Origin of the sequence: Marivivens sp. LCG002, from assembly GCF_030264275.1 — a bacterium.
Taxonomy (GTDB): domain Bacteria; phylum Pseudomonadota; class Alphaproteobacteria; order Rhodobacterales; family Rhodobacteraceae; genus Marivivens.
The window spans coordinates 16115-35606 of the sequence record NZ_CP127165.1 but is presented as its reverse complement, the minus strand read 5'-3'; the positions used below and the strand labels follow the sequence as shown (position 1 = coordinate 35606).

At 57.8% G+C, this 19492-nt stretch carries 20 protein-coding genes; 12 read left to right on the top strand and 8 right to left on the bottom strand.

From position 1 onward, the window contains the following. Positions 1 to 4: 4 nt before the first annotated feature. Together QQG91_RS00180 and QQG91_RS00175 are read left to right on the top strand one after the other, a co-directional pair. On the top strand, positions 5 to 1060 hold the full coding sequence (locus tag QQG91_RS00180; RefSeq protein WP_285770967.1) for a sugar phosphate isomerase/epimerase family protein: 1056 nt from the start codon (positions 5 to 7) through the stop codon (positions 1058 to 1060). After that, a complete protein-coding gene (locus QQG91_RS00175; protein WP_285770966.1) occupies positions 1057 to 2175 on the top strand; it encodes a Gfo/Idh/MocA family protein in 1119 nt (372 codons plus the stop codon). Before QQG91_RS00180 ends, QQG91_RS00175 begins: the two co-directional genes overlap by 4 nt. Here the strand turns inward: QQG91_RS00175 and QQG91_RS00170 are convergent. Next, entirely contained in the window at positions 2162 to 2668 is a 507-nt protein-coding gene (locus QQG91_RS00170) for a gluconokinase (RefSeq protein ID WP_285770965.1), read from the bottom strand. The two genes, QQG91_RS00175 and QQG91_RS00170, sit on opposite strands and share 14 nt — an antisense overlap. Beyond that, entirely contained in the window at positions 2668 to 3516 is an 849-nt protein-coding gene (locus QQG91_RS00165; protein ID WP_285770964.1) for an LOG family protein, read from the bottom strand. The genes QQG91_RS00170 and QQG91_RS00165 overlap by 1 nt, the downstream gene beginning before the upstream one ends. Positions 3517 to 3601: 85 nt before the next feature. Here QQG91_RS00165 and dapD point away from each other — a divergent pair, with 85 nt between their 5' ends. Then, positions 3602 to 4429 carry a 2,3,4,5-tetrahydropyridine-2,6-dicarboxylate N-succinyltransferase gene (gene dapD / locus QQG91_RS00160; protein WP_285770963.1) on the top strand — a complete coding sequence of 276 codons (828 nt, stop codon included), beginning with the start codon at positions 3602 to 3604 and terminating at the stop codon, positions 4427 to 4429. Between the two features lie 300 nt (positions 4430 to 4729). On the opposite strand, the gene QQG91_RS00155 is transcribed toward dapD, so the two are convergent. Beyond that, positions 4730 to 5308: a Hint domain-containing protein gene (locus tag QQG91_RS00155; protein ID WP_285770962.1), complete on the bottom strand. Its 579-nt coding sequence runs from the start codon at positions 5306 to 5308 to the stop codon at positions 4730 to 4732. A 119-nt stretch (positions 5309 to 5427) separates the two neighbouring features. Here QQG91_RS00155 and QQG91_RS00150 point away from each other — a divergent pair, with 119 nt between their 5' ends. Then, positions 5428 to 5757, top strand: coding sequence for a DUF8846 family protein (locus tag QQG91_RS00150; RefSeq protein WP_285770961.1), 330 nt, complete (start codon positions 5428 to 5430; stop codon positions 5755 to 5757). Here QQG91_RS00150 and QQG91_RS00145 read toward each other — a convergent pair whose 3' ends face one another. Together QQG91_RS00145 and QQG91_RS00140 are read right to left on the bottom strand one after the other, a co-directional pair. Beyond that, positions 5758 to 6834 carry a Hint domain-containing protein gene (locus QQG91_RS00145; RefSeq protein WP_285770960.1) on the bottom strand — a complete coding sequence of 359 codons (1077 nt, stop codon included), beginning with the start codon at positions 6832 to 6834 and terminating at the stop codon, positions 5758 to 5760. It abuts the gene before it with no gap. A gap of 9 nt (positions 6835 to 6843) precedes the next feature. Then, positions 6844 to 8430, bottom strand: a complete 1587-nt coding sequence (locus QQG91_RS00140; protein ID WP_285770959.1) for a Hint domain-containing protein — start codon at positions 8428 to 8430, stop codon at positions 6844 to 6846. A 295-nt stretch (positions 8431 to 8725) separates the two neighbouring features. On the opposite strand from QQG91_RS00140, the gene dapE reads away from it, so the two are divergent. Next, positions 8726 to 9868 (top strand): succinyl-diaminopimelate desuccinylase, encoded by a 1143-nt coding sequence (gene dapE / locus QQG91_RS00135; RefSeq protein WP_285772367.1) that lies wholly within the window; start codon positions 8726 to 8728, stop codon positions 9866 to 9868. Here dapE and recQ read toward each other — a convergent pair whose 3' ends face one another. Both recQ and QQG91_RS00125 read right to left on the bottom strand, forming a co-directional pair. Next, a complete protein-coding gene (gene recQ, locus QQG91_RS00130; protein ID WP_285770958.1) occupies positions 9869 to 11905 on the bottom strand; it encodes a DNA helicase RecQ in 2037 nt (678 codons plus the stop codon). A gap of 78 nt (positions 11906 to 11983) precedes the next feature. Then, positions 11984 to 12271 (bottom strand): YggT family protein, encoded by a 288-nt coding sequence (locus QQG91_RS00125; protein WP_285770957.1) that lies wholly within the window; start codon positions 12269 to 12271, stop codon positions 11984 to 11986. 128 nt (positions 12272 to 12399) lie between these two features. On the opposite strand from QQG91_RS00125, the gene QQG91_RS00120 reads away from it, so the two are divergent. From QQG91_RS00120 to QQG91_RS00090, 7 genes are all read left to right on the top strand, one after another. Continuing rightward, a complete protein-coding gene (locus QQG91_RS00120) occupies positions 12400 to 12936 on the top strand; it encodes an acyl-CoA thioesterase (RefSeq protein WP_285770956.1) in 537 nt (178 codons plus the stop codon). A 63-nt stretch (positions 12937 to 12999) separates the two neighbouring features. Further along, positions 13000 to 14424, top strand: coding sequence for an MFS transporter (locus QQG91_RS00115; RefSeq protein ID WP_285770955.1), 1425 nt, complete (start codon positions 13000 to 13002; stop codon positions 14422 to 14424). After that, on the top strand, positions 14403 to 15302 hold the full coding sequence (mepA, locus tag QQG91_RS00110; RefSeq protein WP_285770954.1) for a penicillin-insensitive murein endopeptidase: 900 nt from the start codon (positions 14403 to 14405) through the stop codon (positions 15300 to 15302). The genes QQG91_RS00115 and mepA overlap by 22 nt, the downstream gene beginning before the upstream one ends. Positions 15303 to 15305: 3 nt before the next feature. Next, a complete protein-coding gene (locus QQG91_RS00105) occupies positions 15306 to 16148 on the top strand; it encodes an esterase-like activity of phytase family protein (RefSeq protein ID WP_285770953.1) in 843 nt (280 codons plus the stop codon). A gap of 83 nt (positions 16149 to 16231) precedes the next feature. Then, positions 16232 to 16876 (top strand): queuosine precursor transporter, encoded by a 645-nt coding sequence (locus tag QQG91_RS00100; RefSeq protein ID WP_285770952.1) that lies wholly within the window; start codon positions 16232 to 16234, stop codon positions 16874 to 16876. Between the two features lie 267 nt (positions 16877 to 17143). Beyond that, positions 17144 to 17563 (top strand): alternative ribosome rescue aminoacyl-tRNA hydrolase ArfB, encoded by a 420-nt coding sequence (arfB, locus tag QQG91_RS00095; protein ID WP_285770951.1) that lies wholly within the window; start codon positions 17144 to 17146, stop codon positions 17561 to 17563. A gap of 50 nt (positions 17564 to 17613) precedes the next feature. Further along, complete coding sequence (locus tag QQG91_RS00090; RefSeq protein ID WP_285770950.1) at positions 17614 to 18036, top strand: type II toxin-antitoxin system PemK/MazF family toxin; 423 nt, start codon at positions 17614 to 17616, stop codon at positions 18034 to 18036. 155 nt (positions 18037 to 18191) lie between these two features. Here QQG91_RS00090 and pncB read toward each other — a convergent pair whose 3' ends face one another. After that, complete coding sequence (gene pncB, locus QQG91_RS00085; protein WP_285770949.1) at positions 18192 to 19484, bottom strand: nicotinate phosphoribosyltransferase; 1293 nt, start codon at positions 19482 to 19484, stop codon at positions 18192 to 18194. Between the last annotated feature and the right edge of the window lie 8 nt (positions 19485 to 19492).

Genomic DNA, 19492 nt, shown 5'->3' with positions numbered 1-19492 from the left:
ACTTATGGCTACGCAAATTAAGGGCCCAGCGCTCTTTTTGGCGCAATTCGCAGGGGATAAAGCCCCATTCAATACGTTGGAAGGCATCACCAAATGGGCCGCAGGGCTTGGCTACAAAGGTGTCCAGATCCCGACCTTTGTCGGTCATCTCTTCGATCTCGACAAAGCAGCAAGCAGCGATACCTATTGTGATGAAATCAAAGGCATTTGCGCCGATGCAGGCGTAGAGATCACCGAGCTTTCGACACACCTTCAGGGTCAGCTTGTCGCGGTGAATCCCGCCTATGACAGCGCCTTTGACGCTTTTGCGCCCAAAGAAGTGCACGGCAACCCCAAGGCCCGCACCGAATGGGCCATCGACCAGATGAAAAAGGCCGCCGTTGCATCGCGCAAATTGGGCCTCAAGCACACAGTGTCCTTTACAGGCTCCCTCGCCTTCCCGTTCCTTTATCCGTGGCCGCAGCGCCCCGCGGGTCTCATCGAAGAGGCCTTTGCCGAGCTTGGTCGCCGCTGGACCCCGATCCTGAACCACTACAAGGACAACGGTCAGGACATCGGATTCGAAATTCACCCCGGTGAAGACGTGTTCGACGGCGCAACCTTCGAGATGTTCGTCGATGCCTGCGGCGGTCACGAAGCCGCAATGATCAATTATGACCCTTCGCACTTCGTGCTCCAGCAGCTCGACTATCTGGCGTTCATCGACATCTATCACGACCGCATCAATGCCTTCCATGTGAAGGATGCCGAATTCAATCCGACAGGCCGCCAGGGCGTCTATTCGGGCTATCAGAACTGGACCAACCGTGCGGGCCGCTTCCGCAGCCTTGGCGACGGTCAGGTGGATTTCGGCGGCATTTTCTCGAAGCTAACCCAATATGGATATGACAGCTGGGCCGTGCTTGAGTGGGAATGCTGCATCAAATCACCCGAGCAAGGTGCAGCAGAAGGCGCACCCTTTATCTCCAAGCATCTGATCGAAGTCACAGGCAAAGCCTTTGACGACTTCGCGGGCGCAGAGCGGGATGAAGCACAGATCAAAGGAATGTTGGGACTATGAGCAAAGTCAGACTTGGAATGGTAGGCGGCGGACAAGGTGCATTCATCGGCGCCGTCCACCGCATTGCAGCGCGCATCGACGGCAAATTCGAGCTTGTCGCAGGTGCGCTTTCTTCGAACCCCGAACGCGCGGCGGCAAGTGCGGTAGAGCTCGGGATTGCTGCGGATCGGTCCTATGCCTCGTATGAGGAGATGGCCAAAGCCGAGGCCGCACGACCCGACGGGATCGAAGCCGTTGCCATCGTCACCCCGAACCACATGCACGCAGGCCCCGCGATTGCCTTTCTCAACGCAGGCATCAATGTGATCTGCGACAAGCCCTTGGCCGCAACGGCCGAGGATGCGGCGGCGATCAAGGATGCCGTGGCAAAGTCCAAGGCGCGGTTCATCCTGACCCACAACTACACCGGCTATCCGCTGATCCGTCAGGCCCGCGAGATGGTTGCCCGTGGCGATTTGGGCAAGATCCGCATCGTTCAGGCCGAATATGCACAAGACTGGCTCACCGAGGCGGCTGACCCTTCGAACAAACAGGCCGAATGGCGCACCGATCCCGCCAAGGCGGGAGGCGGCGCAATCGGTGACATCGGCACCCATGCCTTCAACCTTTTGTCCTTTGTGACGGGGCTCAAGACCGAGGCGCTTCTTGCCGAACTTCACTCGATGGTGGACGGTCGCCGCGTCGATGATAACGCGCATATCATGCTGCGTTTCGAAGGCGGCGCGCGCGGAATGCTCTGGGCCTCTCAGGTTGCCGTGGGCAAAGAGAACGGCCTCTCCCTCCGCATCTATGGCGACAAGGGCGGGATCGAGTGGAACCAAGAGAACCCCAACGTCATGACCTTTGCCAAGTTTGGTGAGCCGAAACAGCTCATCACACGCGGCGGCGCGGGACTTGGTGGCGGTGCAGGCAACTGGACCCGCATTCCTCCGGGTCACCCCGAAGGCTATCTCGAAGGCTTTGCCAACATCTATAATGATGCTGCTGACCTTATCCGCGGTTCGGGTGACGGCGCTCTGCTTCCCGATATCACCTCGGGCCTTGACGGGATGTGGTTCATCTCCGCCTGTCAGGAAAGCAGCAAAGCGGACGGCGCTTGGATCAAGAAGCCTTGATCAAAAGCTGGTGGAGGGCGTTCTTGGCGATGTCCTCCACTGCCCCATCAATTCCGACAAAGACCACGCTTTCTTGCACGTTCGGCACTTCGAGTGTCGCGAATTGGCTATCGAGAAGCGAAACGGGCATATAGTGCCCCTCGCGCTTCGACATGCGCTCCAGCACAAGATCACGGTCCGCATCCAGATAGACGACTGCAAGTCCTTCGATCCCTTGCCGCAGGTGGTCGCGATAGGTCTTTTTGAGCGCCGAACAGGCAAGCACGGTCGGCGTCGTTTTGCGTAGCCTGTTCACCTCGTCCACGCAGCGATCAAGCCAAGGCCAGCGCATCTCGTCGGTGAGCGCCTTGCCCGCCGCCATATGCGCCACGTTTTCGGGACCATGTAGATCGTCCGCGTCGACGTAAACACCGCCAAGCTGCGTCGCAATCGCGGCTCCGACCGAAGATTTGCCGCAGCCCGACACGCCCATAACTACAATTGCCTTATGCATCACCGCCCCGGAATTACGCCGCGCTTCTGACCTTTTCCTTGCCAGGTCGCGATCGCTTCGATTGCTTCTTCTGCCGTTTCGACAAATCGGAACAGCTTGAGGTCTTCTTCGGAAATCGTGCCCGCTTCGGCAAGAGCTTTCCAGTTGATGATGCTTTCCCAGAACGAACGCCCGAAGAGCAGGAACGGCACCTGTTCCATCCGCCCCGTCTGGATCAGTGTGAGGGCCTCGAACATCTCGTCGAGTGTCCCGAAGCCCCCAGGAAAGACGCAGATCGCCCGCGCACGCATCAGGAAATGCATTTTGCGGATCGCAAAGTAATGGAAGTTGAAGCAAAGCTCGGGCGTCACATATTTGTTCGGCGCCTGTTCATGGGGAAGAACAATGTTCAGACCAATGGATTGGCCTCCCGCCTCATGTGCGCCGCGATTACCGGCCTCCATGACACCGGGGCCGCCACCCGTCACGATCACATTCTCGCGCCCGCCATCGGCCATGGATTGTTCAGTCATAAGGCGGGCAAATCGGCGCGCCTCCTCGTAATAGACCGACAAGTCGGCAAGCGTCTTGGTGCGGGCCTTTGACTTGTTCGCGGGCTCGGGGATACGGGCGCCACCGAACAACACAATGGTGGACTCGATCCCTTCTTCGTCCATGCCGAGCTGCGGCTTGAGAAGTTCGAGCTGGAGCCGCACAGGCCGGAGGTCATCACGGCACATGAAGTCCGTGTCGTTGAAGGCAAGTCGATACGTGGGCGAACGTGTTTGGGGCGTATCGGGAAGATGCTCGACCGCTGCGCTGTCTTCGTTGCTGTGCCGCAGAGGGTGCCGTCTGTCTTTCGTTGCCATTGCTTATGCCTTGCATTGCTCAAGTGGTGTTTTTCGGTCTATAGCCTTTTCAAATTCAGGACCAAAGGTAAACCGGAGAGCTTTCATGTCGAATGCCCAACTCGAAGCCGCAATCGAAGCCGCGTGGGACGCACGCGATACGATTACCCCCGCAACCACGGGTGAAACCCGTGAAGCAATCGAAGAAACACTGAATGCTCTCGACAGCGGGTCGCTTCGCGTGGCCGAGAAACAGGCAAACGGCGATTGGCACGTGAACCAATGGGCCAAGAAGGCCGTGCTTCTCGGCTTTCGCATCAAGGATATGGAACTCCACGAAGGTGGCCCGCAGGGTCATAACTGGTGGGACAAGGTCGACAGCAAGTTCAAAGGCTGGGGCGAGAACGAATTCCGCGGCGCAGGGTTCCGCGCTGTTCCGAACGCCGTTGTCCGCAAGTCCGCATTCATCGCCAAAGGCGTTGTGCTCATGCCGTCGTTCGTGAATCTCGGCGCCTATGTCGACGAAGGCACGATGGTCGATACATGGGCAACGGTTGGCTCTTGCGCCCAGATCGGCAAAAACGTGCACCTCTCGGGTGGCGTCGGCATCGGCGGCGTTCTGGAGCCGATGCAGGCAGGCCCGACGATCATCGAAGACAACTGCTTTATCGGTGCCCGCTCCGAGGTCGTCGAAGGCTGTATCGTTCGTGAGGGTTCGGTGCTCGGTATGGGCGTCTTCATCGGCAAGTCGACCAAGATCGTCGACCGCGAGACAGGCGAAGTCATGTATGGCGAAGTGCCGCCCTATTCCGTCGTGGTCGCAGGATCGATGCCCTCCAAGAACGGGATCAACCTCTATTGCGCGGTGATCGTAAAGCGCGTCGATGAAAAGACCCGCTCCAAGACGGGCATCAACGAACTTCTCCGCGACTGATTTTACGCACCACCGACATTTTGAAGCCCGATCGTTTGAAACGGTCGGGCTTTTTGTTTGCTCGGGTCACAAAGAAAAAAAAACCCGCAGTTAGAAACTGCGGGTTGGGGAAGTGATGTTGGCAACCGGGACGGAGATCCGGCCACCAGCGTTGAAAGACTGAAGCGACTTACCCGTTGACCTTGGCGGACCAAGGTCGGAATGGGGCGAGTAAGCGTCTCAAGAATTAGGCTACAAAGTGGAGGGTCACTCTACCAGAAAGCGAAGGTAGTATTCGGCTCTCTTTCGGATAGGTCCACCTTAGGCGTAGGCTTCGATCCCGTGCACGAGAACATCGGCTTCGTGATGACGAAGCACCAAACGGGCGCTCTCTTCACGATCGCGGTTCTCGCCTTCAACGGCGACACGCGGCACATCGGCTGCAACACAGCTTTCAATGACAAGCCCGTTCGCTTCAATCAATTCGGGATGGGCGCAGACGAGCTGCACATAGGTGACCATCGGCGCAGAAGGAAGCTGGCGCACATAGGCCGAACCCAAAAGGTGGTTACCTTCGACCAGAACCTCGAGCTCGCCAAAGAACAACTCGGCAGCGCCCGACTCGACGAGGATGCGCTGGCCGGGTGCAACGGTGATGTCGTCATGATCGCCGAAAGCGCCGGCGTTGATCAGGATCGGCGCAGCCATGTCGACCGCAGGGCGGCGATTGAGCACGGCCGAAGTCAGGGGAAGCGCGCCATGGTCGCGGGTCATAACAAGATCACCCGCCGAAAGACGCTCGGCGCGGACGAGACCATTCGGCGTATCGATCAGGGTGCAGCCAAGCACGCCCGGAGCCTTGATGGTGAGGTCAGTGGTGATTTGAAGATCGAAAGCCATAACATCTTTTCCCTAGTATCCTTTTAAGATAACCCATTTGGTCGATGCATGCCCTGACCCGTGCGGTCATGTGGCTATGTAATGCGGCTAGTTTATATACCTCTAAAGGATACCAAGAGATGACCAAGGCCCCCAAAAAGCAGCAGGTCTACACATTGCTCGTCGAAGTCGGCCGTAAAGAGGGCGACGGTCTTCCTGATGGGGCAACGGGTGCGGCTTTGATGTGCTACTCGAGCGGCGTCGACGAGGCCGAGGCCGTGCGCGAGACAGTGGCCATCCTCAAGCAGGCAGACCTCGCGCCTCTCGATGTCTCGGGCTACGGCACCCTCGAAGAGCGACTTGCCGAAGGGCATGACATTGACGAAGAAGAACAAGAGCTTATGCAAAGAGCCTTGGACGAGAATTCCGTCATCATTGCCCAGATGACACCCTTCTTCGACAAAGAGTGATCAGCGGTTCAACGACGCCGATTCAAACGGCTTGAGCTGATACATCTCCATCGGTTCAAAGGCGGGAATCAGCTCGTGAGGCAGGTCACGGATCAGCGAATGTCGAAGAGTTGTCGGATCGCTCGTGTGTATCCAAGTATCAAGTCCGCTTACATTCACCCCGCTGACGGAAAAGATGGCGGGGCGATCAAGCAAAAGTTGGTGGTATTCGACTGTAGGCACGCCTTTGACAGGTAGGATCGAACGCGTGTTTTGCATTTGCGACACGCGGACACCCACTTTTTCCAGACCGAAAACATATTCGATTTCAGAGCCTTGCAAGCAAAGTCCTTGCTCTGCGGACATCACGATGTCATGTTCCGCCCCAAAATAGGGAGCGCGAATGAGATGCGGGGTAAAACGGCCACGTGCCGGCAGAACCTGACTTCCGATCCAGCGTATTTGCGCAAGATCCCCGTCGATGGTTTTGATGAATTGGCCGGGGCGCAAATCGGCAACGGCGGTCCGTCCACGCGGAGTTTCAACCCAGCAATTCGCGCCGAAGGTTGCCGAGATACCGAACGGCTCGACCACGTCCGAAACAGCCCAGAAATTCACCGAAGGATCGACTTGGGTATGATGATGCGACTCGATCACGCGGCGCCAATCGCGCGTGGTCAACGGCACGATCCCGCGCAGCTCTGCGTGATGGAAATGTCCCGTATCGGGTGAAAACATTGCGAGATTGATCGTTCGGGTTCCAAGGCACCACGAAATGCCCAACAGAACGCTGTTCTCGCGGCCATCAAGATCCGTCGGCAGGCAGAAAGACTCGTAGCGCTCGCCCTTGCCGATCATGACGGTGATGGTGGCATCGGGTTCAAGACTGATGGTCAGACCGCTGACATCGGGGTCTCGTGCGCCATACTTCAAAATATTGTGCCGCGTCTGATCGACATGGGCATTGAACTCGATCCAGAAAGACCCGTTCGCCAGCATCTGATCGACAGGCGCGCCGATCGTCGGCGTTGCGCTCTCTTGAAGCCCGCCACGACGAAAAACAGCAGAATGACAATCGCTTAACCCAATCCAGCCCATCTTTACCCCCTATGCCGCAACTGCCAGAAGGGTGCGCGCTTCGTATTCCTTGAGTGTCAGACGCGCAGAAGGGCCATACCCCGCCCCCGTCATGGGATCGAGTTCAGGAAAGATCGAAACGATTTCTTCCACGATCTCTTTTTCAAAGAGCGATGTGGTCTGCGGACCAGGCAAAAAGCTCTCGGTCGCAAGCCCTTCGGAAAAGATCACTTGATGGGTGTCGAACAGAAGATGGATGTATTCGACTTCTCCGCCCTCCATGATCTTGACGGAACCGCCGTTGACCAGATCACGCGCTTTTACGAGGACATCGCGCTCTGCGAACATGAGTTCAGCAAGAACATCACGGACCAAGATGCGGTGCTGGGGCGAAACGAGCAAAGTCCCGTGTTTGCCGAAGGTTCCGCGGCGGATCTTGATCGGAGCGAGTTTGCCCTCGGCGGGAACCACCCGTCGACCGATCCAGCGGAGAGGCTGGGGACCGTCGTCATAGGTCATCACTAGATCACCGGGCTTGAGACTTTCCACAGGTCGATCGCCCTCTGGGGTGCGGATCAATGTTCCGGCCACGAAACAAGGGATCGACGTGATCGTGACGATACCCGTATCACTTTGGGTATTGCCCGAACCTCCGGTGGTGCCGCTGCCGGTATAGGTAAAGGAGAAATCCTCGATATCGGCGTCATTGACCACGGTGATGGTGCCGTCGGCATTGAGCGTGAGGACTTGGCCCGTGCTGAGCGTGACCGTGCTGCCTGCGGTGACCGCGATACCGTTGATATGGGTGATCGTCAGCGACCCGCCCGACTGGTTCACGTCGTTGGCCAGAACGTCGAACGTCTTGGTCTGGTTCGGCGCAATGGTGAAATCGTCATCGTTGACGAGCACCGCACCCTGAACCGAGTTGGCGGCAATCAAAAGGTTCGAGTCGTAGCCAGAGTCGCCGACATCGGCGATACCGATCTTGAGCGTGTTCACCTGACCCGGAATCACAGGGATTTCGAGCGTCATCGTGACGGTGAAACCGTCCATCTCGGTGTTATAGGCATCCCCTGTGTTGTCGATATAGAGGTTGCTTGTGTTCGTCTGGTTGATACCGCCGATAGAGGCATTCCCCACCGAAAGCGGGACATAAACACCGTTCGACCACACGCCGACGATATCGTTGAAAATCGAACTGACGTATTCGGGGTATTCTTCCGAGGCAAAGACGAATTGCATCGAAAGGTAATTCGTCGTCGGAATGAAATCGACTTCGAGGATCGCGGCGTCATAGGTCTGGGTGCCTGCAAGCGCGTTGAAGTCCGCGTCGCCACCCGTTCCGAAAGGGTTCATATCCGAAGAGGTGCTCGCGCTCCTGTTCGGATCACCGCTCGACTGGGTGAAATCGCGAACGTCACCCGTCGAAAGGATTAGACCCGTGTCCGAGGGCGTGGCATCAGGTGAAATCGTGTCGCCGCCTGAATAAATGGCGGAACTGTTGCGCGCACCCGAGTAAGTGGCCCCGACAATCTGGACGTCGTTGCCGAAAATGGTTTCGGCCATCTGCGTCGCAGACGCACCTCGATTGTAGTTAAGCTCAGCACCTGTCGCCATTTAACTGCCTCAGTCTTTTTGACCGAGTGCACACACTGTCCCGAACGGATCTTTGCCCGTTTTCTAATTACTGTGACTGACTGCTCAATCACGACCACATTTTGGGTCAGCGCCTGCCTCGGCATTTTATTTATAAATAGGATATACTAACTATCCTTTCGGGGTAAACGTTTTTTAAAGGTCCGTCGCAAAGTGGAAAACTGTGTCCCTGTGGGAACAGTAGGAAAATGCTCTCGACCGTTGAATTTCGCCCCCGCTGGGATTAGCCAGTGATCCAAAGGAGCCCGCCATGACCATGCCCATCGATCCTGTCGACCTCACCGCACGCCTTGTCCGTTGTCCTTCTGTCACTCCCGACGAGGGCGGAGCACTTGTGCTTCTCGAGGAGCTACTCACCGAGGCAGGCTTCGACTGCACGCGGGTCGACCGAAACGGAACATCGAACCTTTATGCGCGTTGGGGCCGAAAAGGCGCCAATCGCACCTTCGGGTTCAACGGCCACACCGATGTGGTGCCGATCGGGGATGCTGCCGCTTGGACCGTCGATCCCTTTGGCGCAGAAATCAAAGACGGCTTTCTCTATGGCCGCGGTTCAACCGACATGAAATCGGGTGTCGCGGCATTCGTAGCGGCAGCCATTGATTTTGTGCAGCAAACACCACCCGATGGTGCCATAGCCATTTCGATCACAGGTGATGAAGAGGGGGACGCGACGGACGGAACAGTCGCCCTTCTCGACTATATGAAAGAAGCGGGCGAACAAATGAGCGTTTGCCTCGTCGGTGAACCGACAAGCCCCAACGAGATGGGCGAAATGATGAAAGTAGGACGCCGCGGATCGCTCACTGCCTTTTTCACGGTGACGGGCACGCAAGGCCATTCCGCCTATCCCCATCGCGCCAACAATCCGATCCCCGCGTTGATGCGATTGATGGATCGGCTTGCCTCGCACGAGCTCGACCAAGGCTCGGATCATTTCGATCCCTCTACCCTTGCGATCGTGACCGTGGATACGGGCAACCCTGCAACAAACGTGATACCTGCACAAACCCGCGCCACTGTGAACATCCGTTTTAACGATCTTCATAGCGGTGCATCGCTTATCGACTGGCTCCAGTCAGAGGTCGATGACGTCGCAAAAAGCTTCGGCGTCAAGATCGCTCTCTCCGTCAAAGTCTCGGGCGAAAGTTTTCTCACCCCGCCGGGCGAGCTCTCGGACTTGGTCGCCAAAGCGGTCAAAGCCGAATTGGGACGAACCCCCGAGCTATCGACCTCGGGCGGAACTTCGGATGCGCGGTTTATGAAAGACCATTGCCCTGTGGTCGAATTCGGGCTCGTTGGCAAAACCATGCACTCGGTCGACGAACGGGTCGAAGTGGCACAGATCGGGCAGCTCAAGTCGATCTATACCCGCATCCTCTCAGACTATTTCGCCTGATCAGGACGCCTCCTTGAGGACTTCGAGAAAAGCGGGGCCGAACCGCTCGGCATAACGCGCGCCCAAGAGCCGCTCCAAAGTCCCGAGATCGCGCGGCTTGACCTGTGCGACCTTGGCGAGCATCGAGGCGGTGCAGGACATCGGCTTGCCCGAGCCATCCTCGCCACGGCTCAAATCCGCTTGAACCGCAAGCAGCCGGTCATAAAGCGACCCTTCTCCCCGCCCCGCAAGTTTGCGGCGCGCAGGATGGAGTTCTGCGACATCGCCCGCGATGACTTCGAGAAAGTCTTTGCCGTATCGCTCGAGCTTCTTTGACCCGACACCGCCCACCTTTGCAAAATCATCCAAGGTTTTCGGTCTCGCCTGTGCCATCTCGATCAGGGTTTTGTCGGTGAAGATGATATAGGCGGGGACGTCCGCGGCCTCGGCCAATGCACGTCGCTTGGCTTTGAGCGCCGACAAAAGCGGCGCATCCTCTTCGCTCACCAAGGTGCGGACGACGTTCCCGTTCTTGGCCGCGCGGATCGTATCACGGCGCAGGTGAACGCTTTCTTCTCCACGCAAAATCGGGCGTGCCCGTTCGGTCATCCGCAAGCCGCCATGGCGCTCGGGATCGGGCCTGAGCAAATCGTGCCCCATCATCTGACGAAAGATCGCCTGCCATTGTTTGCGGTCGAATTCCTTGCCGACACCAAACGTCGGGAGACTGTCGTGCCCGCGCTCCAGAATTCGGTCGTTGGTTGCACCAAGGAGGATTTCGATTAGATGACCAGCGCCAAAGCTCTCGCCCGTGCGAAGCGCTGCGGAAAGCGCCATGCGCACTGGGGTCGTCGCATCGAAAATCTCGGCGGGCTTGTCGCAAAGATCACAGTTCCCACAAGGCACGGCCTCTTCGCCGAAATACCCAAGGAGCGTTTTGCGGCGACACTCCAAAGCCTCGGCCAAACCCAAAAGTGCATTGAGCCGTGCGTGATCCGCCATTTTCCGATCCTGTGGCGCAAGGCTCTCGTCGATCTGCTGACGGCGGTAACGGATATCTTCGGGGCCAAAGAGCGTGAACGCCTCGGCAGGTGCGCCATCACGGCCCGCGCGGCCGACCTCTTGGTAATAACTCTCGATAGATTTCGGCAAATCGGCGTGGGCAACCCAACGGATATCGGGCTTGTCGATACCCATACCAAAGGCGACTGTGGCGACAACGATGAGTCCCTCTTCCTTCTGGAACCGTGCTTCGACGCTACGCCGATCCTCGGCCTCCATCCCGCCGTGATAAAAACACGCGCTATGACCTGCTTCGTTCAAGGCGGCGGAAATGCCTTCGGTCTTGGCGCGGGTTCCGCAATAGACGATCCCGCTCTGGCCTTTGCGTGCCGCGGCATAGCCGAGGATCTGTTTGCGCGGGCTATCTTTGACCGCGAATGAAAAATGGATGTTCGGGCGATCAAAACCGCGAAGGAACGTCTCGGGCGCTTTGCCGTCGAAAAGCTTTTCAACGATTTCGGCCTGTGTTTCGGCATCCGCAGTGGCGGTAAAGGCAGCAAGAGGTGCGCCCAGCGCACGGCGCAATTCCCCGATCCTGAGGTAATCCGGACGGAAATCATGGCCCCATTGGCTCACACAGTGGGCCTCGTCCACCGCAATGAGATTGACACCGATCCGCGTGAGAAGCTGTGGCACCCCACCGGCGGCAAGCCGTTCGGGCGCCATATAAAGCAGCTTGAGCGTTCCCGCCTCGAGACCGGCCCAAACCGCGTCTGTTTCCTCTTGGGTGTTGCCCGAAGTCAAAGCCCCCGCTTCGACGCCCGCCTCACGTAGGCCGCGCACCTGATCGCGCATCAACGCGATAAGCGGCGAGATGACCACCGTCACACCGGGACGCACCAAAGCAGGGAGCTGATAGCAGAGCGATTTGCCGCCGCCCGTGGGCATAATGGCGAGCGTGTTCTTTCCCGCAATCACGGCTTCGACGATTTCCTGCTGACCCGGCCGAAAGGCATCGAATCCGAATACATCGCGAAGAAGCGTATCAGCGCTCATCGTGGGAGACCTGTCAGTTTAGTTGGCTGCTCTTTGCCCTGACAGTCTCACACTAAGAATCCATGAACAAGAGGCGGCTCAGTAGAAAGCCGCCACGTTGTTGACCAAAACGATGCGGATGATCTCGAGACCGAGCAAAAGCACGATGGGCGAGAGGTCCACGCCGCCAAGATTGGGAAGCATATTGCGGATGGGTCGATAGACAGGCTCGAGCACGCGGTTCAAACCATACCAAATCTGCGCGACAAGAGGCTGACGGGTGTTGAGCACTTGAAAGTTGATGAGCCAGCTCATGATCACATGCGCAAAGACGAAAAAGCGCGCGACGCTGAGAAGAAGCATCAAAATCTGAAAGATCGAATACATCGTGGCGTGTCCCTAGAAGTTTCCAATCAAGTAATGGCCGATTTCCTCTGGTGCAATCCCCTGCCCCAACGTTTCACTTGACCTCGATGTCTGGGCGCGTATCCGAGTGCGGTCGAAAGGAAATTTCCATGTATCCCTTTATCCGTTTTTTCTGGCAGCTTCATAAGCACCGCAACGATCCCAAACTGGGGTTTTTGGACACCCACATCAGCGAACATTACTGCATGCCGTGGGACATCGATTTCTGGATGGAATTGAACAACGGACGCACGCTCACGCTTTTCGATCTGGGGCGCATTCCGCTTGGTCGTCGGACGGGCCTTTTCGATGCACTCAAGCGACGCGGATGGGGGCTGACCGTCGCGGGGTCGACTGTGCGCTATCGCCGCCGCGTGCGCGCTTTCGACAAAGTGACCATGCGGTCCCGATGCATCGGCTTCGACGAGAGGTTCTGCTATCTTGAGCAGGCGATGTTCCACAAGAACGGCGAATGTGCCAACCACGTGATCATCCGTTCGGCAGTGACGAGCAAGTCGGGTATCGTGCCGTCGTCCGAAGTGGCCGCCGAAATGGGCATCACAGGCAAGATGCCCGAACTCCCCGACTGGATCAAAACCTGGATCGAAGCCGAGGCAAATCGTCCTTGGCCGCCGATGCAGGACTAAACCAATTCTTGCGCGACGACCTTGCTTGCTGTCATACCGATCACAAAGGATCGGGAGGGCAAAATGGCAAGTGTATCGCGCAAGAGAATTTGGGGCTGGATGGTCTTTGACTGGGCGCAGCAGCCTTTTTACACGCTTGGCCTCACCTTCATTTTCGGCCCCTATTTCGCCGCGGTGGCGACCGAATTCTTTCTAAGCCAAGGGGCGGACAGCAGCGCCGCCAAAGCACACTCGCAAGAGCTTTGGTCGCTCGGCCAAACGGTTGCAGGCATCATCATTGCACTTTCCGCGCCGCTTTTGGGAACATGGGCCGATGCATCGGGACGCAAGATTCCGTGGATCTATGCCTTTTCCATTGTCTTCGTGATCGCATCGGCTGCGATCTGGTGGCTCAAACCCGATGGAACGGGTCTCTATCTTGTTTTGACCATCTTTTTTGCTGGGTTCATCGCCTCGGAAATCTTGTTGTCCTTTATCAACGCCTTTCTGCCCTCGCTGGGCACCGACAAAGAGATCGGGCGCATCTCTGGATCGGGCGCGGCCTTTGGCTATTGGGGCGGGGTTCTATCGCTCATCATCATGCTTTTGTTCTTTGCCGATGACGGGGGCAAAACGCTCTTTGGGGGGCAGCCGCTTTTGGGGCTCGATTCAAGCGAACGCGAAGGCACACGTTTTGTCGGTCCGCTGATCGCGGTCTGGTATATCGTCTTTATGATCCCGTTCTTCGCTTGGGTGAAAGACGATCCCGCCACCATCAAACGCAGCACTCAAATCGGCGACGTCCTGCGCGAGCTTTTCGCCTCGATCAAAGGTCTCAAGCAAAGGCCAAGCCTCACCGCGCTCCTTGTCGGGTCCATGTTCTATCGCGATGCCCTCAACGCGCTTTATGCCTATGGCGGAGTCTATGCCGTGCTTGTGCTCGACTGGACCACCAATCAGGTCGGCGTTTTCGGGATCATCAGCGCGATTGCGGCCTCGATTTTCACCTGGATCGCGGGTTTGAGTGACAAGAAGTTCGGACCCAAGCCCGTGATCTATGTGGTCATCACCCTTTTGATCGGCGTCTGTATCGTGATCATCACAATGGAGCGGAACGACATCCTCGGCATCGCTCTTGCGGACGGCTTGCCCACCAAATCCGCGCTCGCGGGCCTCATCGGGGCAACTTACGGCACGGCCGATCTGATCTTTTACGTTTGCGGCGCAGTGATCGGCGGTTGCGGGGGCGGCCTTTATGCCTCGTCGCGCTCGCTGATCGTGCGACATACGGACGTGTCACATGCGACCGAAACCTTCGGGCTCTTTGCCTTGACGGGCAAAGCGACCGCCTTTCTTGCGCCTGCGCTCATTCTGATCACCACACGTATGACGGGCGACAACCAACTCGGCTTTGTTCCGCTTATCGGCCTTTTCTTGGTCGGCCTCATAATGCTACGCTGGGTCAACAAGGACGGAGATCGAGCGCAATGGTCCGCATCATCACAGTAATCGCCCTATTTCTCGGTCTGGCCGCCTGCCAGAGCGACGATGACACGCCGCGCAGGTCAAGCGTCTCGACCCAGTCCTCAAACGACACGCGGGTGGCCAAGTCGGTGTTCGGCTATATTCCGACCGCCTCGGCACAGGAGTCGGAGTCAATCGGAGGTTACGCCAAAGGCTGTCAGGCAGGTGCGGTGCAACTGGCCGAAACGGGACCGACATGGCAAGCCATGCGCCTCAGCCGCAACCGCAACTGGGCGCAGCCGACAACCGTTGCGTTTGTCCAGGACCTGAGCCGCTATGCTGCTACCCTAAAGGGTTGGGACGGCCTCTATGTCGGCGACATGAGCCAACCTCGCGGTGGGCCGATGCTCACGGGCCACGCGAGCCACCAGACGGGCCTTGATATCGACGTTTGGATGTTGCCGCCCGCGCGGCTCAACCTGAGCGCGGCCGAGCGTGAAAACATTTCGTCCATTTCGATGCAGAGGGCCAATGGCGCCTATGTGAACTCTTCTTGGACCCCCGAACACGAAGCGCTCATCAAACGCGCAGCAGAGGACCCGCGCGTCGCACGGATTTTCGTCTTTGCAGGGGCAAAGGTCGAGATGTGCAAGAACGCGACGGGTGATCGCAGCTGGCTCCGCAAAGTTCGGCCTTGGTTCGGGCATCACTACCACTTCCATGTGCGCCTCAATTGCACTGCAGGGGATGCGAACTGTGAAGATCAGGCCCCACCGCCCGCAGGAGACGGTTGCGAGGACGCGCAGGTCTGGGTCAACAACATCTTGAACCCGCCCCCCGCACAGCCGAGCACCGCCGAGCCGCGCGGCCCGCTCCTGATGGCCGAGCTTCCAAACCAATGCGGCGCAGTGGCGGCCAACTGATTCATGCTTCGCGCTCTTGCTCTGTTATTTGCCCTCACGTTTGCGAACCTCGGGCATGCCCAAGGCATGCTCCTTTCGAACATCATGCCCAATTTCGGCAAAGGTTCGGGCGGCTTTTCCGCAATCGAGATCACCGATAACGGCACGCGCTTCATCACCGTTTCCGATAAGGGACAGATCGCAATCGGCTCTGTTTTGCGCGAAAACGGGATCATGATCGACCTTTCGATCGAACAGTCCTTCATGCTCAAGGACCCGCAAGGTCGACCGAGCTCAGGCCGCAACTTTGACGCCGAAGGGCTGGCGGTGGACGGTAAGGGCGGGTTTTACCTGAGCCTCGAAGGTCCGGCGCGCGTCTGGCACTATGCCTCGCCCACAGCGACCCCGACCCAACTCTCCGTCCCCGCAGAATTCGCAAATTACGGGGACAACTCAAGCCTTGAAGCGCTCGCGATCAACACCAAGGGAGAGGTATTCACACTCCCCGAACGCTCGGGTCGCCATAGCACCCCGTTTCCCGTTTACGGATGGGATGAACGGAACTGGTCGGTGCGATTCCAGCTCGACCGCATTCTCCCCTTTCTCCCCGTCGGCGCCGATTTCGATGACCGCGGCGCGCTCTACATCCTTGAGCGCGACTTTCAGGGCCTCCTCTTTCGGTCCCGCGTCCGCAAAATCACGCCTGACCTGACCTCCAGCACGATCCTGAACATCAGCCACGATAATCTCGAAGGCATAAGCCTCTGGCGCGACGACCAAGGCAAGCTCCGCGTGACCATGATCTCGGACAACAATATGTATGACTGGCTCCCCACCCGCGTGGTCGAGTATCGTCTGGACGATTGACGCAACCGTTTTTCAAGGCTAGAGAGCTGCGTCCTCAGTCTGAGGGCCAAGTCACCGCACCCTTGTAAAAACGGAAACCGGACATGACCCGTATCCTTCCCGGCGTAATCGCCATGGCCCTCATTGTTGTGGCCTCCAATATCCTCGTTCAATTCCTCATCCTTGATGGTCTTTTGACCTGGGGCGCTTTCACCTATCCGCTTGCGTTCCTTGTCACCGACATCACCAACCGCGTCTATGGCGCCTCCGATGCCCGCCGCGTGATCTTTGTCGGCTTTATCGTCGGCATCGTCTGCTCTCTCATCGGCAGCCAGATCATACTTCAGGGCGACGGCTACACCTATCCCGCCGTGGCGCTTCGCGTTGCGATCGGATCGCTCACCGCCTTCCTTCTGGCCCAGCTCCTCGACGTTGCCGTCTTCAACCGTCTGCGCGACGCAGGCTGGTGGAAGGCCCCTCTGGTCTCGAGCGTGCTCTCTTCGGCTGTCGACACGGCACTCTTCTTCTCGATCGCTTTTTCGGGCTTCATCTCGCTCGGTGAAAGCGCCGATGCCGAAGTCTCTTGGGCGCTCGAAGCCGTGCCGCTCCTCAACGTCGGTCCCGAAGCCCCGCTCTGGGTCACCCTCGCTCTGGCCGACGGCGGAGTGAAACTTGCCGTTGCGTTCATCGCTTTGGTGCCCTTCCGCGTAATCGTTGGGCAGATCATGGCGAAAAAGGCCGTCGCATAAACTTCACGCAAGCACTGGTGGATTTTGTTTTGACAAATACGAAATCTGTGCCACCTTTTCCTTAGGCGAAACCCATTGAAAGGAGGTGATCCAGTGTCGAGAAAGGTATTGGAGAAAGGTGTCGGGACAGCTTGGGGGACGATCGACTAGGGCAGCCCTTAGTCAACTCCGAACTCAGGTGGGTCAGACCTAACCGATCCCACCTCCTGGACTTTCGAAGGGTCGCTTCCTCGCCGAGGCGGCCCTTTTCCATGTCGGACTTACACCATGCTTTATTGCACCGATGACATCAGCCTTCAGGATTGGGAGCTTACCGAGCAATTCGTGCGCGCCTCGGGTCCGGGTGGGCAGAACGTGAACAAAGTCTCGACCGCGGTCGAGCTGCGCTTCGAAGCCGCGCGAAGCCCCTCTCTCCCCGATCCCGTCAAGCGGCGGCTCCAGCGCATTGCGGGCTCCAAATGGACGACCGAAGGGGCGATTGTGATCTTTGTGCAGGACACCCGCTCTCAGGCCTCGAACCGCGAAATCGCCCGCCAGCGCCTCGCCGAGATGATCCGCAAAGCCACCATCGTCCCCAAACGCCGCATCGCGACCAAACCGACCAAGGGGTCCGTACGGCGGCGGCTCGAAGAAAAGAAGATGAGGGGGGAGGTTAAGGCGCTCAGGGGGAAATCTGAAACCTACTAGCGCCAACTACCGTTAGCCGATACTTCTACAAAACCGAATCCACCTAGAGTATGAAGAGCGTTCGTTTGCCACTAAGTTATGCACCCAAGAAAGGTACAATTGTTACTGCTGACTTTTATCCGGGCTTCAAGACACCTGAGATGGTCAAAAAGAGGTTAGCAGTTATTGTCTCTCCGCCGATCCGCCAACGACAGGGTTTGTGCACAATTGTGCCCTTAAGTCTGTCAGAGCCGACCCCTGTTATGCCGTATCATATGTCGCTCGATATTCCATTTGAGCTGCCTGTGGGATGGGGAAATCAACCACGCTGGTTAAAGGGCGATATGATTTGCGCAGTTGGCTGGCACCGATTGGACCTTTTACGAATTGGTAGGGCCGAGCATGGTAAAAGGGTTTATCAAACCTCGATCTTGGATGACGATACGATGAAATCGATTCACAATTGTGTTCTCAAAGGGCTGGGTTTGGCCTAACAATGTTGACAAAGTCGCTGGCAGCGATATTTATGAAGTCGTGGCGGCTCTGGGAACATCCGCATTAAGACCCCTAGGGGCCACTGACGTCTCAGCGATAACAAGCTTCTCGTCAGTGCTGGCAAGGCCTCGTACCGGGTACGGGGCCTTTGTTTTTAAACCCTAACCTCCAGCGTCTCCTGCTCCCCCACCCCGAACACCCGCTTATAGCGTGCAACTTCCCCTTCGGGGCCCATGGCCTTCAAGGGGTTGTCGCTGAGTTTGACGGTGGGGTGGCCGTCGGCGCTGACGGCTTTGCAGACGAGGCTGAACGGGGCAAGGGTGTCGCCCGCTGTCAGGCCGATGAAATCATTGGTGAGCATCGTGCCCCAACCGAAGGAGGCCCGCACCCGCCCTCGGAACTGATCCGCGAGCTCGTGGATTTTGGCCACATCCAGCCCGTCCGAAAAGATCACGAGCTTTTGCGTCGGGTCCTCGCCCCTGTCCTTCCACCACTGGATCGCGGTTTCGGCACCGCGCGCGGGATCGCCTGAATCGATGCGGATACCCGTCCACCCTGCAAGCCAGTCGGGCGCATTCCTGAGGAAGCCTTCGGTCCCATAGGTGTCGGGCAAGATGATCCGCAGGTTGCCGTCGTGCTCCTCGTGCCAATCGGCCAGCACGTCATAGGGGGCGCGGCGCAGGTCCTCGTCCGTCTTGGCCAGCGCGGCATAGACCATGGGCAGTTCATGCGCATTGGTCCCGATCGCCTCGATGTCGCGCTTCATCGCGATACGGCAATTCGAGGTGCCGATGAATTTGTCGCCCAGCCCTTCGATGAGGGCCTGCACGCACCAGTCCTGCCACAAGAACCCGTGACGGCGGCGCGTGCCAAAGTCTGCAAGTCGCAAGTCGGGGATCGTCCGAAGGCTTTCGACCTTTTCCCAAAGCTTGGTCATGGCGCGGGCATAGAGCACCTGAAGCTCGAATTTGCCCATCTGGTTGAGCACCGCACGGGAGCGCAGTTCCATCAGGATCGCAAGCGCGGGAATTTCCCAGAGCATGACCTCGGGCCATGATCCCTCGAAGGTGAGTTCGTATTGGCCGTCGCGCTTTTCAAGGTGATAGGGCGGAAGGCGCAGGTTCTCGAACCACTCCATGAAATCGGAGCGGAACATCTGGCGCTTGCCGTAAAAGGTGTTGCCGCGCAGCCAAGTGGACTCTCCGCGCGAAAGCGAAAGCGACCGCACGTGGTCAAGCTGTTCGCGCAGCTCGCCTTCGTCGATCATGTCGGCAAGACGGATGTGTTTGGCGCGGTTGATCAGGCTAAAGGTCACCTTGGTGTCGGGGTTGTTGCGGAACACCGATTGGCACATCAAAAGCTTGTAGAAGTCGGTGTCGATCAGGGACCGAATGATCGGATCGATCTTCCATTTGTGGTTATAGACGCGTGTGGCGAGATCGACCATCTTGGGCT

Coding starts and splice junctions, on each gene's coding strand:
- QQG91_RS00100 (WP_285770952.1), top strand. CDS start 16,232: ATGACCCGTATCCTTCCCGGCGTAATCGCCATGGCCCTCATTGTTGTG.
- arfB (WP_285770951.1), top strand. CDS start 17,144: ATGCTTTATTGCACCGATGACATCAGCCTTCAGGATTGGGAGCTTACC.
- QQG91_RS00140 (WP_285770959.1), bottom strand. CDS start 8,430: ATGGCGACAGGTGCTGAGCTTAACTACAATCGAGGTGCGTCTGCGACG.
- QQG91_RS00150 (WP_285770961.1), top strand. CDS start 5,428: ATGACCAAGGCCCCCAAAAAGCAGCAGGTCTACACATTGCTCGTCGAA.
- pncB (WP_285770949.1), bottom strand. CDS start 19,484: ATGGTCGATCTCGCCACACGCGTCTATAACCACAAATGGAAGATCGAT.
- dapD (WP_285770963.1), top strand. CDS start 3,602: ATGTCGAATGCCCAACTCGAAGCCGCAATCGAAGCCGCGTGGGACGCA.
- QQG91_RS00090 (WP_285770950.1), top strand. CDS start 17,614: ATGAAGAGCGTTCGTTTGCCACTAAGTTATGCACCCAAGAAAGGTACA.
- QQG91_RS00170 (WP_285770965.1), bottom strand. CDS start 2,668: ATGCATAAGGCAATTGTAGTTATGGGCGTGTCGGGCTGCGGCAAATCT.
- QQG91_RS00125 (WP_285770957.1), bottom strand. CDS start 12,271: ATGTATTCGATCTTTCAGATTTTGATGCTTCTTCTCAGCGTCGCGCGC.
- QQG91_RS00180 (WP_285770967.1), top strand. CDS start 5: ATGGCTACGCAAATTAAGGGCCCAGCGCTCTTTTTGGCGCAATTCGCA.
- mepA (WP_285770954.1), top strand. CDS start 14,403: ATGGTCCGCATCATCACAGTAATCGCCCTATTTCTCGGTCTGGCCGCC.
- recQ (WP_285770958.1), bottom strand. CDS start 11,905: ATGAGCGCTGATACGCTTCTTCGCGATGTATTCGGATTCGATGCCTTT.
- QQG91_RS00155 (WP_285770962.1), bottom strand. CDS start 5,308: ATGGCTTTCGATCTTCAAATCACCACTGACCTCACCATCAAGGCTCCG.
- QQG91_RS00175 (WP_285770966.1), top strand. CDS start 1,057: ATGAGCAAAGTCAGACTTGGAATGGTAGGCGGCGGACAAGGTGCATTC.
- QQG91_RS00115 (WP_285770955.1), top strand. CDS start 13,000: ATGGCAAGTGTATCGCGCAAGAGAATTTGGGGCTGGATGGTCTTTGAC.
- dapE (WP_285772367.1), top strand. CDS start 8,726: ATGCCCATCGATCCTGTCGACCTCACCGCACGCCTTGTCCGTTGTCCT.
- QQG91_RS00145 (WP_285770960.1), bottom strand. CDS start 6,834: ATGGGCTGGATTGGGTTAAGCGATTGTCATTCTGCTGTTTTTCGTCGT.
- QQG91_RS00120 (WP_285770956.1), top strand. CDS start 12,400: ATGTATCCCTTTATCCGTTTTTTCTGGCAGCTTCATAAGCACCGCAAC.
- QQG91_RS00165 (WP_285770964.1), bottom strand. CDS start 3,516: ATGGCAACGAAAGACAGACGGCACCCTCTGCGGCACAGCAACGAAGAC.
- QQG91_RS00105 (WP_285770953.1), top strand. CDS start 15,306: ATGCTTCGCGCTCTTGCTCTGTTATTTGCCCTCACGTTTGCGAACCTC.